Genomic DNA, 13707 nt, shown 5'->3' with positions numbered 1-13707 from the left:
ACGGCAGCGCCCCGGCGGTCCCGCCGGGGCGTTCCGGCACCCGCTGACGGAACTAGAAAGGGGTGCCGCCGGTGGGGCTATCAGCGGTGACCGTGCTCGGCGTCGACAGGCCAGGCGTGATCGCCGAGGTCACCGGCGCGCTCGCCGACTGCGGGGCGAACATCCACGACTCGACGATGACGCTGCTCGGCGGCCACGTCGCGATGATGCTGCTCGTCTCCGGCGACCTCAGCTCCGACGACCTGCTGGAGAGGCTGTGCGTGCCCGACGCGGTGGTGACCGCCTCCGCCGTCGAGGCCAGGCGCTACTTCCGCGCCCACACCAACGGGATCGGCTACGTGCTCACCGTGCACGGCCCCGACCGGCCGGGGATCATCTCGGCGATCAGCGCGGTGCTGGCCGCCGACGGCGGCAACATCACCGGCATGAGCACCCGCCTGTCCGGCCGCCTGTACGTGCTCATCGCCGACGTCGAGCTGCCGGAGAAGGTGGACGTGGCCGCGCTCATGCGCAGGCTGGCCAACGTCGGCGCGGGCCTCGACTCGGAGATCACCTTCCGTCCCGTCGAACCGGACCTCCTGTGAACGTACGGCCGGGGACCGCCCGTACGCTCCTCGGCGCCCCGCACCCGCTGCTGTCGTCGCCCGCCGAACAGGTCGACCCCACCGCTCCCGAGGTCGTCGCCGCCGCGGCCGACCTCCTCGCCACGCTGCGTCACGAGCCCGCCAGGACCGGCCTGGCGGCTCCCCAGATCGGGCTGAGCTGGCGGCTGATCGCCTTCGACGCCGGCCGCCACCCTCGGAGCCGTTCGTCGGCCGGGGAGCTCGTCATCGTCAACCCTCGCCTCACGGGGGCGTCCCACTGGGACCGCGGCCGCGAGGGCTGCGCCTCCATAGCGGGCCTTTTAGGAGATGTACGGCGAGCGTCGCGTATCACCGTACATGGGCGTTTGCCAGGAACCGGGAAGCCCGTCACCATCGAAGCGGATGCATTCGAAGCTCGGTGTATTCAGCACCAACTGGACCATCTGGACGGCGTACTCTTCCTGGACAGAGTGTCTGGAGCCCTATCACTTCACCGCAGACTTCACACTTGTGACGCCTGATGCGAAGTTGTGCTCCTCGGAAGCATGGTCCGTTTCGTATGATTGCGGCGCCCCCGTAGCCCAATGGCAGAGGCAAACCCCTTAAAAGGGTTGACGTGCGGGTTCGAATCCCGCCGGGGGCACCGGCTTCTACCATGGGAAATGCTTCTTTCTCGGCCGCGGAGGCCTGGGAACTTCCGCGGCGCGGCGTTCGTTGACCTCCCGGCTGAAGTCTCGAAACTACATAGATCCGAGCGCGAGTTGACCTAGGTGCCGTCCGGTCCCATAGGCTCGGCGCACAGGAGGCAGCGATGGAGAGCAAGAACCCCGTATTCAGCAGATCGCGGCAGCAGACCGGCTGGGGCGGCCAGGCGCCGACCCCCGACCAGCTGCAGCACATGTACGACGCTCCGTCGTACACCCCGCCGGCGCCCCCGGCCTTCCGCACGATGACGATCGACGACGTCGTGGTCCGCGGCTTCATGACGCTGGGCGCGCTCGTCGTGGCGGCCGGCGCGGCGTGGTATCTCAACGTGTCCATGGGCGTGGCCATCGGCGCGGCCATCGTCGCGCTGGTGCTCGGCCTCATCGCCTCGTTCAAGCAGAGCACCAACCCGGCGCTGATCCTCGGCTACGCCGTCTTCGAAGGCGTCTTCCTCGGCGCGCTCAGCCGGGTCTTCGAGGGCGCGATCAGCGGCATCGTGGTGCAGGCGGTCCTCGGCACCGCGATGGCGTTCGCCGGCATGCTGGCCGTCTACACGCTGCGCATCGTCCGCGTCACCCCGAAGATGGTCAAGTTCGTGATCGCCGCCGCGATCGCCGCGCTCGGCCTGGTCCTGGTCAACCTGCTGGCCGGCCTCTTCGTCGACGGCGGGCTCGGGCTGCGCGAGGCCGGCCCGCTCGGCTACGTGTTCAGCGCCGCGATGATCCTGCTCGGCTGCTTCTTCCTGCTCCTCGACTTCGACGCCATCGAGCAGGGCGTCAAGCAGGGCGCCCCGGAGAAGTTCGCCTGGCAGTGCGCCTTCGGGCTCACGCTGAGCCTGGTCTGGATCTACCTGGAGGTGCTCCGGTTCCTGTCCTACTTCACCAGTAGCGACTGACCCCCGGACCGTCACGGAAAGGGCCCCGCCGGTGACCGGCGGGGCCCTTTCGCTGCGCGACCGGAAATCTACCCGCCGTGACAAGATCCTCCGGGCTTGGGGCCTTGCCATATCTCTGCCTGTGTTGCAGTGTCAACAAAAGGCCTTAATCCGTGGAGGTGCCCATGTCCTTGAACCACTCACCGGAGACGCAGACCAAGCTCATCGCCAGAGTCCCGACCATCACGGGACGCGAACTCCCCGAGTGGTTCCAAGCCATCGACAACGGCCCGGCATTCCTGAGGTGCGACGAGCGGGCCAACTGGCTCGCCGACGAGCACGGGCTGACCCACGGCTACGCCGCCGCGATCGTGCACGAACACGAGCGGCACCGCCGTAACCGCATGGGCTTCATCTAAGCCCTCCCCGTCGACCCGCGCCCGTGCCCCGCACGGGCGCGGACCCATGACGCGGACCCTGACACGGCCGCGCGTGCTGGCACCCACGGAAGCGAGCACGCGATCATGGCCGCATGGATCTCGACAGAGCACGTGACTTCCTGACCCGCAACCACCGGGCCATCCTCCTGACCACGCACGCCGACGGCCGCCCGCAGATGTCGCCGGTGGTCGTGGGGGTCGACGACGCCGGGCGCGTCGTCGTCAGCACCCGGGAGGCGGCTGCCAAGACGCGCAACGCCCGCCGCGACCCCAAGGTCGCCGTCTGCGCCTTCACCGACGGCTTCTTCGGCGAATGGGTGCAGGTCGAGGGCACCGCCGAGATCGTCTCGCTGCCGGAGGCCATGGACGACCTGGTCGCCTACTACCGGGGCATCTCGGGCGAGCACCCCGACTGGGACGACTACCGCGAGGCGATGAGGCGCGAGCGCCGCGTCATCATGCGCATCACCCTGGACCGGGCCGGCCCCGACGTCCACCGCTGACCGTCGCGTACCGGAGATCCGGCGGGCGCCGCGAGGACGCCCGCCGGACGGATCAGCTCAGGCGCTCCAGGATCATCGCCATGCCCTGGCCGCCGCCCACGCACATCGTCTCCAGGCCGATGCTCTTGTCGTGGTGCTGGAGGCTGTTGATCAGCGTGGAGGTGATGCGGGCGCCCGTCATGCCGAACGGGTGACCGACGGCGATCGCGCCGCCGTTGACGTTCAGGCGGTCCAGGTCGATGCCCAGGTCCTGGTAGGACGGGATCACCTGGGCGGCGAACGCCTCGTTGATCTCGACCAGGTCGACGTCCTCGATCGCCATGCCGGCGCGCGCCAGCGCCTGCTTGCTCGCCTCCACCGGGCCGAGCCCCATGATCTCCGGCGACAGGCCCGTGACGCCCGTCGACACGATCCGGGCCAGCGGCGTGATGCCCAGCTCGGCCGCCTTCACGTCGCTCATCACCACGACCGCCGCCGCGCCGTCGTTGAGCGCGCAGCAGTTGCCCGCCGTGACCGTGCCGTCGGGGCGGAAGACCGGCTGCAGCGCCGCCACCTTCTCGTACGTGGTGCCGGCGCGCGGGCCGTCGTCCTTGTTCACCACGGTGCCGTCGGGCAGCGTCACTGGCGTGATGTCCTTCTGCCAGAAGCCGTCGGCCAGCGCCTTCTCGGCCAGGTTCTGCGACCGCACGCCGAACTCGTCCTGCTCCTTGCGGCTGATCCCCTTGAGCTGGGCCAGGTTCTCCGCCGTCTGGCCCATCGCCACGTAGATGTCGGGGACCGTCCCGTCCTCGCGCGGGTCGTGCCAGGTGCGGCCGCCTTCGGCGAACGCCTTCGTCCTGGCCCGTGCCTCGCCGAACAGCGGGTTCATCGTGTCGGGCCAGGCGTCGGAGTTGCCCTTGGCGAACCGCGACACCGTCTCCACGCCGGCCGAGACGAACACGTCGCCCTCGCCGGCCTTGATCGCGTGGAACGCCATCCGCGTCGTCTGGAGCGACGAGGAGCAGTAGCGGGTGACCGTGGTGCCCGGCACGCCGTCCAGGCCGAGCAGCACCGCCACGACGCGGGCCATGTTGAAGCCCTGCTCGCCGCCGGGCAGGCCGCAGCCGAGCATGATGTCGTCGATCGTCCCCGGGTCGAGCTGGGGCACCTTGGCGAGCGCGGCCTTGATCATCTGGACGGTCAGGTCGTCGGGGCGGATCTCCTTGAGCGACCCCTTGCCGGCCCGTCCGATGGGCGAGCGGGCGGTTGCGACGATGACTGCCTCGGGCATGGCCCCTCCTTTGTCAGCACAGTGACTAGAACTATATTCCAATACCTCCGAGTCATCACGCCCCGCCCTCCGGTTCTTCGGAGAGCGGGGCCGTTCAGGGGGGTTCAGGGCCGTTCAGGGGCCGTGCGGGAAGGTCAGCCGTACATTCCGGGGGCGGTGGCGGTGCGGTCGTTGGTGGCGTGGACGTGGCCCTTCTCGTCGCGCCAGAGCCGCCAGCCGTCCTGGCTGCCGGTGTACCAGGCGGGCGGGGTGGCCGCGCCGCGCACGCGCTTGCCGGTGGCCAGGTCGTACTCGCACAGCGCGGCCGTCGAGTAGAAGCCCGGGGCCTGGCCGCGCAGCGGGAGGGGCTTGGGGTCGGTGACGCAGAAGGACCAGCCGCGCTGGTCGTCGACGGGGACGGACTTGCCGGTGACGAGGTCGAAGGCGGACCCCTTGTGGCCGTGCTTGAGGAAGCCGAGCTTCTCCATCCGGCTGGGGAAGGCCAGCCACCAGCCGGAGCCGGGCACGTCGGAGGCGGTGATCTGGCCGACGACGCGGCCGGTCTCGGAGTCGAGCCGGGCGAAGCCGCCGTAGGCGCCCTGCTGGTCGACGGGCCGGACGACGGGGGCGAAACCGGGGCTGCCCGAGGGGTAGACGCGCACGACGGAGGGCCGCATCCAGTTGATCGTGCCGTCGCCGATCTTGATGGAGAACAGCCCGAACGCCGAGACCTTCTTCGTCTTGGGGTTGGTGTAGGGGGCGACGTAGCCGATCAGGTTGTCGCCGGTCGAGCCGAACGCCCAGCCGCCGGACATGTCGATGCCGGGGCCGAGCGCCTGCTCGATCGGCTGCTGCCACTGGAGCTTGCCGGTCTTGAGGTCGTACGACTCGATCATGGGGTTGGCGGCGAGCCGGAGCATGAGGACCCGGCTCGCGTCGGACCATTCGACCTCGGCGATGCCGGGCAGCTTCCACATGAGCTTGCCGGTGGCGGGGTCGAGGACGACGACGCGGGCCTTGGACAGGGCGGTGTGCTCCGACAGGCAGATGTAGGGGCCGCAGCGCTGGGGGCCGAAGGTGGAGTGGATGGGCCGGGTCCACAGCTGCTTGCCGGTGCGGGCGTCGCGGGTGATGAGGGTGGCGTTCCAGCGGCCCTTCTTGGCGGGGTCGAGTGCGGCGATGACGGCGCCCTTGCCGGTGTCGACGAGGGCGGGGGGCGAGACGCCCATGCCGGGCAGGCGGCCCGCCATGGTGGCGGGGTGGGCCCAGAGTTTCCTGCCGCTGGCCTGGTCGAGGGTGACGGTCTCCAGCGTGCCGTCGGGCTTCATGGCGGTGGCGGTGACCACCCCGCCGGCGGCGGCCATCCGGCTGACGGCGTTGATCTCGTTGTTGTGCCAGGTCGGGAAGCTGGCTGTGGCTGCGTCGCTGTTGGAACAGCCGGCCAGGGCCAGGGTTCCGGCGAGGGCGAGAGCCGGTTTCGCGAGAGGCCGGAGCACGGGCAATTCACTCCAAAGGTGGACGACGAGTGACGGCCCCGGCTCGGAGGGTGACCGGGTTCAGGCGTCGTTCAGCCCCTCCCCGAGGCGACGGCGGAACAGGTTGGCCCACTTGCCGTGGGTGCCGCTGGCCCGCCCGTCGACCCGGGTCGCGGAAACCTCGGTGCCGGGCTCCTCCGCGGCCGTGGCCGCCGCAAGGTAGATCGGTTGCAGTCCTTCGCCGCGCGCGGGCCGAGGCTCGGGCCACAGTCCTAGCGCGGCGCATACAGAAGGTAGCACCGCGTAAGCGGCCTGGGCGTAACCTCGGTCAGATGGATGGAAACGATCCGGTCCGAACATTTCGCCCGGATTTGCGTGGAATTCCTCGCCGAGGAGGTCGGCGAACGCCACCGTACGGCCGCCCGCGTCGACCACGCCGACCGTCTGGGCGGCGGCGATCTGGCGGCTCCACCGCCGCGCCACCCAGCGCAGCGGCTGCGCGATGGGCCGGACCGTGCCCAGGTCGGGGCAGGTGCCGACGACCACCTCGGCCCCGGCCTCACGCAGCCGCCTGACGGCCTTGGTCAGGTGACGCACGGCGGTGGCGGGCGAGGTCTGGGTGATGACGTCGTTGGCGCCCACGAAGATCACTGCCACGTCGGGGCGGAGTTCGAGCGCGGCGTCCACCTGCTCGGCCAGCTCGGCCGAGGCCGCGCCCGACTTGCCGACGACGCGCAACCGTACCGGACGCTCGGCGACGGCGGCGAGGCCGCACGCGATCAGCACCCCGGGGGTCTTGCCCGGATCGGTGAGGCCCAGGCCGACCGAGGTGGAGTCGCCCAGCATGGCCAGCTTGAGCGGCTCGCCGGGGAAATCGCCGTAGTCGCCGTCGGAGAAAGGGCCGTCCATGCCGTGCGGGCGCCCGATCGTCTTGCGGGCCAGCATGCCCTCCGCGATCAGCAGGCCGTAGGCGGTCGCGCCGAGCGCCGTCAGGCCTCCTCCCCCCAGCGCGGCGGCTGTCGCGATCCTGCGCGCCGCACGCGCCATGCCCGCTGGCCAGACCACGTGTGTCCTCCCAACCGAACTCGGCGGTAGCGTTTGCATGAAACTAGCCGAGGGCCTGCCAACCGTACGGGATCTCGGCCCCGGACCAGCTGACCAAGCTTCGGTAAAGAAGGTGAACACCTCGGTGCGCGTTTATGATTCCCTGGTCGAGCTGATGGGCAACACTCCGCTCGTCCGGCTGCACAAGGTCTCGGCGGGGTTGCCGGCCCAGGTGCTCGCCAAGGTCGAATATTTCAACCCCGGCGGATCGGTCAAGGACCGGATCGCGGTCCGCATGATCGAGGCCGCCGAGGCGTCCGGCGAGCTGCGCCCCGGCGGCGTGATCGTCGAGCCGACCTCGGGCAACACCGGCGTCGGCCTGGCCATCGTGGCCCAGCAGAAGGGCTACCGGTGCCTGTTCGTGGTGCCGGACAAGGTCGCCGGTGACAAGATCTCCGTCCTGCGGGCCTACGGCGCGGAGGTCGTCGTGTGCCCGACCGCGGTCTCGCCCGACCACCCGGAGTCCTACTACTCGGTCTCCGACCGGCTGGCCCGCGAGATCCCCAACGCCTGGAAGCCCGACCAGTACTCCAACGTCAACAACCCCGAGTCCCACTACCACTCCACCGGCCCCGAACTGTGGGAGCAGACCGACGGCGGCATCACGCACTTCGTCGCGGGCATCGGCACCGGCGGCACGATCAGCGGCACCGGCCGCTACCTCAAGGAGGTGTCCGACGGCCGCGTCCGGATCATCGGCGCCGACCCCGAGGGCTCCGTCTACTCGGGCGGCTCCGGCAGGCCGTACCTGGTCGAGGGGGTCGGCGAGGACATCTGGCCGGCCACCTACGACACGGACATCTGCGACGAGATCATCGCGGTGTCCGACCGCGACTCCTTCAACATGACCCGCAGGCTCGCCCGCGAGGAGGGGCTGCTCGTCGGCGGCTCGTGCGGGATGGCCGTGGTCGCGGCGCTCCAGGTGGCGGCCAAGGCCGGGCCCGACGACACCGTCGTGGTGCTGCTGCCCGACGGCGGCCGCGGCTACCTGTCGAAGATCTTCAACGACGACTGGATGGCCGACTACGGCTTCCTGACCACCGCCTCCGAGGAGGGCCGGGTCGGCGACGTGCTCGCCCGCAAGGGGCCGGGGCTGCCGGAGTTCGTGCACGCCCACCCGCACGAGTCCGTCGGCACCGCCATCTCGATCATGCGCGAATACTCGGTGTCGCAGCTCCCGGTCATGAAGGAGGAGCCGCCCGTCATGGCGGCCGAGGTGGTCGGCTCCATCGTCGAGCGCGACCTGCTGGAGGCCCTCTACCACGGCAAGCTCTCCTCCGACGACCTGATCTCGCAGCACATGTCGTCGCCACTGCCCATGATCGGCAGCGGCGAACCCGTGTCCCGCGCGGTCGAGGTGCTGGAGAAGGCCGACGCCGCCGTGGTGCTGGAGGACGGCAAGCCCGCCGGGCTGCTCACCCGGCAGGACCTGCTCGCGTTCCTGGCCGGCCGTTAGGGCTTCATGATCGACTTGATCACGGTGCCCAGGCCCTCATGTCCGCGCCCCTCGGCGTCGGCGCGCTGGAACAGCCGGCGCAGGGCCTGCGGCACCGTGGTCTCCAGCCCGGCGGCCTCCAGCGCCGCCACGGCGTGGCCGAGCCCCTCGGCCTGCATGTGCAGGCTGTTCAGCTCGCCCGGGTAGACGCCGGCCTCGAACTCCTCGGCCAGGATCTTCGCGAAGCCCATCGGCCCGTCGGAGCCCAGGCCGGTGAACGTCTCCCGGGCGAACGGCACGAACTCCGACGGCGCCACCCCGGCCGTGCGCAGCAGCGCCATCGCGTGCATGTAGCTCGTCAGCGACGACCAGAAGACCAGCAGCTGCGCCTGGTAGTACAGCATCGCCAGACCCTGGTCGTGGCCCACGTACGTGACCTCCGACAGCGCCTCCAGCGTGCTCGCGTGCCGGTCGAGGATCGGCTTGGGGCCGCTGTAGAAGGCGTACGCGCCGGGCTTGCCGATGCCGGGCGGCGGCACCATGATCCCGCCCGTCACCAGCGTGCCGCCCCGCCCGGCCACCCACTCGGCCGCCTCCCGCAACGCCTGCGGCGTGTCCGAGGAGAGATTGACCACCACCTTCCCGTCCAGCCTGGCGTCGCCGAAGCTGTCGTACATCGCCTGATAGCTGATCTGGCTCACCACCAGCAGCTCGCCCGTCACCGGCGAGTCCGCCCACTTGGCCCCCCGGGCCACCAGCGGGTCCGCCTTGCTCGCCGTACGGTTCCACACCGTCACGTCATGGCCCGCGGCCAGGAACGTCTCGGCCATCGTCGCGCCCATCGGCCCGAGGCCGATCATCGTCACTTCACTCATGGGTTCACCCTGACCGCAGGCGCTTCGGAATTCCTTCCGGTCCGCTACGGGTTGGCACTGACGTGGTGCGATTCGGGGTGCTCGGCCCGCTGGCCGTGTGGGACGACGACGGCGGCACGGTGCGCGTGCCCGAGGCCAAGGTCCGGGCGCTGCTCGCCGACCTGCTCGTCTACGGCGGCGCGCCCGTGCCGGTGGACCGGCTCGTCGACGACCTGTGGGGCGAACGGCCGCCGCGCAACCCCGCCGGCACCCTCCAGGCCCGGGTCTCCCAGCTCCGCCGCGCGCTCGGCGACCCCCGGCTCGTCGTGCACGGGCCCGCCGGCTACCGGCTCGCCGCCGCCGACGTCGACGCGGACCGCTTCCGCGAGCTGTGCCTGCGGCAGGCCGCCGGGGCCGAGGAGCGCGCCGCGCAGCTCGACGAGGCGCTGAGCCTGTGGCGGGGGGCCGCGTACGCCGACTTCGCCGACGACGGGTTCGCCCAGGCGGAGATCGCCCGCCTGGAGGAGCTGCGCCTCACGGCGCTGGAGGAGCAGGCGGAGGTACGGCTCGCGCTCGGGGCACGCGTCGACCTGGGCGGGCTCGTCGCCGCGCACCCGTTGCGCGAACGGCTCGTCGCCGCCCACATGCGCAGCCTCTACCGGGGCGGGCGGCAGGGCGAGGCGCTGGCCGCGTTCACCGCGCTGCGCGAACGCCTGGCCGACGAGCTCGGCGTGGACCCCTCACCCGCTCTCTCGGCCCTCTACCAGGCCGTCCTCCGCCAGGACCCCGCCCTCCCCTCCGAAGCCGACGGCACGGCCCGCACGGCCCCGCCCACGGGACGCGGGCCGGTTGCGCGCGAACCCGGCCCTGCCGCCGGACCGCCCGGGCGGGGGAACCTGCCCGCTCCGGTGGGGGACCTGATCGGGCGGGACGCGGAGGTGGCCGAGGTCGCCGGGCTGCTGGCCGCCCACCGGCTGGTGACGCTGACCGGGCCCGGCGGGGTGGGGAAGACGCGCCTCGCCCTGGAGACCGCCCGGGGCGTACGGCCGCCGACGGCCGGGGAGGTGTGGCTGGTGGAGCTGGCCGGGGCCGCGGACGTCGGCGAAGCGCTGGCCGCCACGCTGGGCGTGCGCGACGACGGCGCGGCCGGGCTGGTGCAACGGCTGGCCGGGGCGCTGGCGGGCAAGCACGCGCTGCTGGTGGCGGACAACTGCGAGCACCTGGTCCAGCAGGCCGCCGAGGTGGTGTCCGCGCTGCTGCGGGCCGCGCCGGGGCTGCGCGTGCTGGCCACGGCCCAGGAGCCGCTCGGCGTCACCGGCGAGGTCGTCCGCGTCGTACAGCCGCTCACCGAGGCGGCGGCGGTGCGGCTGTTCACGGCGCGGGCCGGGATCGAGGCCGGGCCCGCCGTCGCCACGATCTGCCGGCGGCTCGACGGCATCCCGCTCGCCCTGGAGCTGGCCGCCACGCGGGTGCGGACGCTCGGCGTGGAGGAGGTGGCCCACCGGCTGGACGACCGGTTCCGGGTGCTGACCGCCGGCATGCGCGACGCGCCCGCCCGGCAGCGGACCCTGCGGGCGACCCTCGACTGGAGCTGGGAGCTGCTGCCCGAGCACGAGCGGATCGTGCTGCGCCGGCTGGCCGCGCACGCCGACGGGTGCACGCTGGAGGCGGCCGAGGAGGTGTGCGCGGAGCCGGGCGTGGACGTGCTCGACGCGCTCGCCCGGCTGGTAGACCGGTCGCTCGTCACGCCGGGGCCGCGCTACGGGCTGCTGGAGTCCGTGGCCGCCTACTGCGCCGAGCGGCTGCGGGAGGCCGGGGAGCAGGAGACGATCCGCGAGCGGCACGCGCGCTACTACACGGCCCTCGCCGAACGGGCCGAGCTGCGGGGGAGCCGCCAGCGCGAATGGCTGGACCGGCTCGACCGGGAGGCGGCCAACTTCCGGCTCGCGCTCGCCGGGCCCCGGCCGTTGCGGCTGGTCAACGCGCTGGCCTGGTACTGGTTCCTGCGCGGCAGGCTCGGCGAGGCCCGCAGGTCCATCGCCGCCGCGCTGGCCGCCACGCCGCCCGGCGCCGGGCCGGAGCAGGAACGGCAGGCGGCCGTGGCGTCCGTGTGGCTGGCCGGGATCACGCTGGCCATCGGGGAGGCGGCGCCCGCCATCCGCCGCGACGGGCTCGACCGGGCGGGGCAGGCGCTGGCCGACTGGCTCCCGGCGCAGGTGCGCTGGGCGTACGGCGACCAGCGGGCGCACGAGGAGGCCGTGGAGCGGGCGCTGCGCGCGTTCGAGGAGCTCGGCGACCGCTGGGGCGTCGCGGCGGCGCTCCAGCTCCGGGCCAAGCTCGCGGCCGTGCGCTCCGACCTGGACGCGATGCGGCGCGACGGCGAGCGCAGCCTGGCGATCTTCCGCGAGCTGGGCGACGGGTGGGGGCGCATCGAGGCCATGGACGCGCTCGACCGGCTGGCCGAGATGCGCGGCGACTACGCCGAGGCCGCCCGGCTGCGGGAGGAGGCGCTGGGGCTGGCCGAGGAGCTCGGGTTCGAGGTGGCGTTCCGGCTGTCGGCGGTGGGCCGGGTGGCGCTGCTGGAGGGCGACTACGCGCGGGCCGACGACTACCACGAGCGGGCCCGCAGGCTGGCCGTGGAGCAGTCGTACAAGTCGGCCGAGGAACACGCCGTGCTCGGGCTGGCCATGAGCGCCCGGCGGCGCGGGCGCCACGCTGAGGCCGAGGCGCTGCTGCTGCCCTGGCTCGGCTGGCTGGAGGAGGTGCGCGGGACGCCGGGGATCGCGTTCGTGCTGGCGGAGCTGGGGTTCGCGGCCGAGCAGCGCGGCGACGCGGACACGGCGGCGGCCCGGCAGCGGGCGGGCCACGCGGCGGCGCGGGAGTCGGGCGACCCGCGGGCGGTCGCGCTGGCGCTCGAAGGGCTGGCCGGGGCCGAGGCCCTGGCGGGCGACGCCGTACGGGCCGCCGAGCTGCTCGGCGAGGCCGCGGCCCTCAGGCGGTCGGTCGGCACGCCGCTGGCCGCGGGGGAGCGCTTCGACGTCGACCGCATCACCGCCGCGGCCCGGGCCGCGCTGGGCGACGACCGCTTCCGCCACGCACACGCCACCGGCGCCACCCGCGCCCCGCGCGGCACCCCAGGCCCCCCGCCACCCAGCGCAGCGGACGGGAACTGACGCACCCCGCCATCCACCGCCCCGGGACGGGGACTGACGCACCCCACCATCCACCGCCCCGGACGGGGACTCAGGCGAGGCGTGGGCCCCGGGGCTCAGGTGGGGAACTCGGCCAGGACTTCCCAGGCGCCCTGGGGGGTGGGGCCGGCGCGGAGGCGGCCGCCCAGGGCCTCGACGCGCTCGGCCATGCCGACCAGCCCGAAGCCGCCGCCCAGCCGGGCCACGCGGGGGTCGGCGGCGGAGCCGTAGTTGCGCACCCGCAGCACCACGGCGGCCTCGTACCGCTTGAGCGACGCCTCGATCCACCGCGTGTGCGGCGCGTGCTTGCGGACGTTGGTGAGCGCCTCCAGCAGCACCCGGTGCAGCGTCGTGATCACCTCGGGCGCCAGCGTGCCGTCGCCGAGCCCGGGCCCGATCTCGAAGGCGACCTTCGGCCCCTCCGCCGAGAACCGCTCGGTGAGCAGCCGCAGGTCGCCCAGCGAGGTGCCGGGGGTGCGCGAGGCCTCCTCGGCGCGCAGGACCGTGACCATGCGGCGCATCGAGGTGAGCGCCTCGCTCCCGGCCGTGGCGATGGCGTCGAGGGCGGGCACGACGGCGTCCGGGCTGGTCTGCGCGACGGTGCGGGCGGCCTGGGCCTGCACGACGATGCCGGTGATGTGGTGGGCGACCAGGTCGTGCAGCTCCCGGGCCAGCTCCAGCCGTTCGGCGCGGCGTACGGAGTGGACGGCCTCGTTGCGGCGTTCCTGCTGGAAGCGCAGGTAGCCGCCGGCCCCCGCGACCGTCGACCAGCCGACGAACAGCATGAAGGAGAAGACGAACGCCTCGTTGCCCCCGGAGCGCCAGATCGTCTCGGCCATCAGGACGACCAGCCCGGCGCAGGCGAGGATGGCGGCGTTGCGCACGGGCTCGACGTGGCGGAGCACGCCGATGATCAGGATGAGCATCGCGCCGGTCTCGGCGGTGCCGGGCACGCCCTCGACGCCGTCGAGCGAGAGGATCAGCGAGGACAGGAACGACAGGCCGAGCAGGGCGGCGTAGGACTCGATGCGGTAGCGGCGGCGCAGCACCACGGCGGTGATGCCGGCCACGCCGCACAGCACGGCGAGGAACTGCAGCCCGCCCGCGCCGACGGCGATGACCAGGTCGAGCATGAGCATCATGCCCAGCCAGCCGAGCATCGCGATCTCGCTCAGCCGGCGGATCCAGTAGACGGCGCGTTTGGATTCCCCCACGGCCTTGAGCCTAAGCCGCAAGTCGGACAGCTCGTATCGACCGATCGGCCGACCCCGGGGCCGAGGGACCGGCCCTTCA

Annotated in this window: 12 protein-coding genes and 1 tRNA gene; 8 read left to right on the top strand and 5 right to left on the bottom strand. The window is 72.6% G+C overall.

Features of this window, described 5'->3' with window-relative positions; genetic code table 11:
* Positions 1 to 71 precede the first annotated feature (71 nt).
* The 6 genes from ACWDXC_RS31515 (at position 72) to ACWDXC_RS31490 (ending at position 3106) form a co-directional block, all read left to right on the top strand.
* A complete protein-coding gene (locus ACWDXC_RS31515) occupies positions 72 to 584 on the top strand; it encodes a glycine cleavage system protein R (RefSeq protein WP_219505053.1) in 513 nt (170 codons plus the stop codon).
* The gene (locus ACWDXC_RS31510; protein WP_364176956.1) at positions 581 to 1105 is read left to right on the top strand and encodes a peptide deformylase; all 525 of its coding nucleotides are present in this window, start codon (positions 581 to 583) and stop codon (positions 1103 to 1105) included. The genes ACWDXC_RS31515 and ACWDXC_RS31510 overlap by 4 nt, the downstream gene beginning before the upstream one ends.
* Before the next feature lie 49 nt (positions 1106 to 1154).
* Positions 1155 to 1227, top strand: a tRNA-Leu gene (locus ACWDXC_RS31505).
* Positions 1228 to 1395: 168 nt separating this feature from the next.
* Positions 1396 to 2184 (top strand): Bax inhibitor-1/YccA family protein, encoded by a 789-nt coding sequence (locus ACWDXC_RS31500; RefSeq protein ID WP_357586256.1) that lies wholly within the window; start codon positions 1396 to 1398, stop codon positions 2182 to 2184.
* Between the two features lie 164 nt (positions 2185 to 2348).
* Positions 2349 to 2582: a DUF4287 domain-containing protein gene (locus ACWDXC_RS31495; protein ID WP_043628756.1), complete on the top strand. Its 234-nt coding sequence runs from the start codon at positions 2349 to 2351 to the stop codon at positions 2580 to 2582.
* A 113-nt stretch (positions 2583 to 2695) separates the two neighbouring features.
* Positions 2696 to 3106 carry a PPOX class F420-dependent oxidoreductase gene (locus ACWDXC_RS31490; RefSeq protein WP_364176950.1) on the top strand — a complete coding sequence of 137 codons (411 nt, stop codon included), beginning with the start codon at positions 2696 to 2698 and terminating at the stop codon, positions 3104 to 3106.
* 52 nt (positions 3107 to 3158) lie between these two features.
* Here ACWDXC_RS31490 and ACWDXC_RS31485 read toward each other — a convergent pair whose 3' ends face one another.
* The 3 genes from ACWDXC_RS31485 to ACWDXC_RS31475 all read right to left on the bottom strand — a co-directional run bounded on the left by ACWDXC_RS31485 (position 3159) and on the right by ACWDXC_RS31475 (position 6877).
* Positions 3159 to 4376, bottom strand: a complete 1218-nt coding sequence (locus tag ACWDXC_RS31485; RefSeq protein ID WP_449987744.1) for an acetyl-CoA C-acetyltransferase — start codon at positions 4374 to 4376, stop codon at positions 3159 to 3161.
* A gap of 134 nt (positions 4377 to 4510) precedes the next feature.
* Positions 4511 to 5851 (bottom strand): outer membrane protein assembly factor BamB family protein, encoded by a 1341-nt coding sequence (locus ACWDXC_RS31480; RefSeq protein ID WP_449987741.1) that lies wholly within the window; start codon positions 5849 to 5851, stop codon positions 4511 to 4513.
* Positions 5852 to 5911: 60 nt separating this feature from the next.
* Entirely contained in the window at positions 5912 to 6877 is a 966-nt protein-coding gene (locus tag ACWDXC_RS31475; protein ID WP_219505116.1) for an SGNH/GDSL hydrolase family protein, read from the bottom strand.
* 142 nt (positions 6878 to 7019) lie between these two features.
* Here ACWDXC_RS31475 and ACWDXC_RS31470 point away from each other — a divergent pair, with 142 nt between their 5' ends.
* The gene (locus ACWDXC_RS31470; RefSeq protein ID WP_219505045.1) at positions 7020 to 8390 is read left to right on the top strand and encodes a cystathionine beta-synthase; all 1371 of its coding nucleotides are present in this window, start codon (positions 7020 to 7022) and stop codon (positions 8388 to 8390) included.
* Here the strand turns inward: ACWDXC_RS31470 and ACWDXC_RS31465 are convergent.
* Positions 8387 to 9244, bottom strand: coding sequence for an NAD(P)-dependent oxidoreductase (locus ACWDXC_RS31465; RefSeq protein WP_449987738.1), 858 nt, complete (start codon positions 9242 to 9244; stop codon positions 8387 to 8389). The genes ACWDXC_RS31470 and ACWDXC_RS31465 overlap by 4 nt on opposite strands.
* Positions 9245 to 9306: 62 nt before the next feature.
* Here ACWDXC_RS31465 and ACWDXC_RS31460 point away from each other — a divergent pair, with 62 nt between their 5' ends.
* A complete protein-coding gene (locus ACWDXC_RS31460) occupies positions 9307 to 12396 on the top strand; it encodes an AfsR/SARP family transcriptional regulator (RefSeq protein ID WP_449987735.1) in 3090 nt (1029 codons plus the stop codon).
* 95 nt (positions 12397 to 12491) lie between these two features.
* On the opposite strand, the gene ACWDXC_RS31455 is transcribed toward ACWDXC_RS31460, so the two are convergent.
* On the bottom strand, positions 12492 to 13628 hold the full coding sequence (locus ACWDXC_RS31455; RefSeq protein WP_449987732.1) for a sensor histidine kinase: 1137 nt from the start codon (positions 13626 to 13628) through the stop codon (positions 12492 to 12494).
* Positions 13629 to 13707 lie beyond the last annotated feature (79 nt).

This window comes from Nonomuraea sp. NPDC003214 (genome assembly GCF_053590035.1).
This window is presented reverse-complemented; position numbering and strand designations above follow the sequence as displayed.

Excerpts from the sequence above, each read along its gene's own strand:
- ACWDXC_RS31500 (WP_357586256.1), top strand. The coding sequence starts at position 1,396 with ATGGAGAGCAAGAACCCCGTATTCAGCAGATCGCGGCAGCAGACCGGC.
- ACWDXC_RS31495 (WP_043628756.1), top strand. The coding sequence starts at position 2,349 with ATGTCCTTGAACCACTCACCGGAGACGCAGACCAAGCTCATCGCCAGA.
- ACWDXC_RS31490 (WP_364176950.1), top strand. The coding sequence starts at position 2,696 with ATGGATCTCGACAGAGCACGTGACTTCCTGACCCGCAACCACCGGGCC.
- ACWDXC_RS31485 (WP_449987744.1), bottom strand. The coding sequence starts at position 4,376 with ATGCCCGAGGCAGTCATCGTCGCAACCGCCCGCTCGCCCATCGGACGG.
- ACWDXC_RS31475 (WP_219505116.1), bottom strand. The coding sequence starts at position 6,877 with ATGGCGCGTGCGGCGCGCAGGATCGCGACAGCCGCCGCGCTGGGGGGA.
- ACWDXC_RS31465 (WP_449987738.1), bottom strand. The coding sequence starts at position 9,244 with ATGAGTGAAGTGACGATGATCGGCCTCGGGCCGATGGGCGCGACGATG.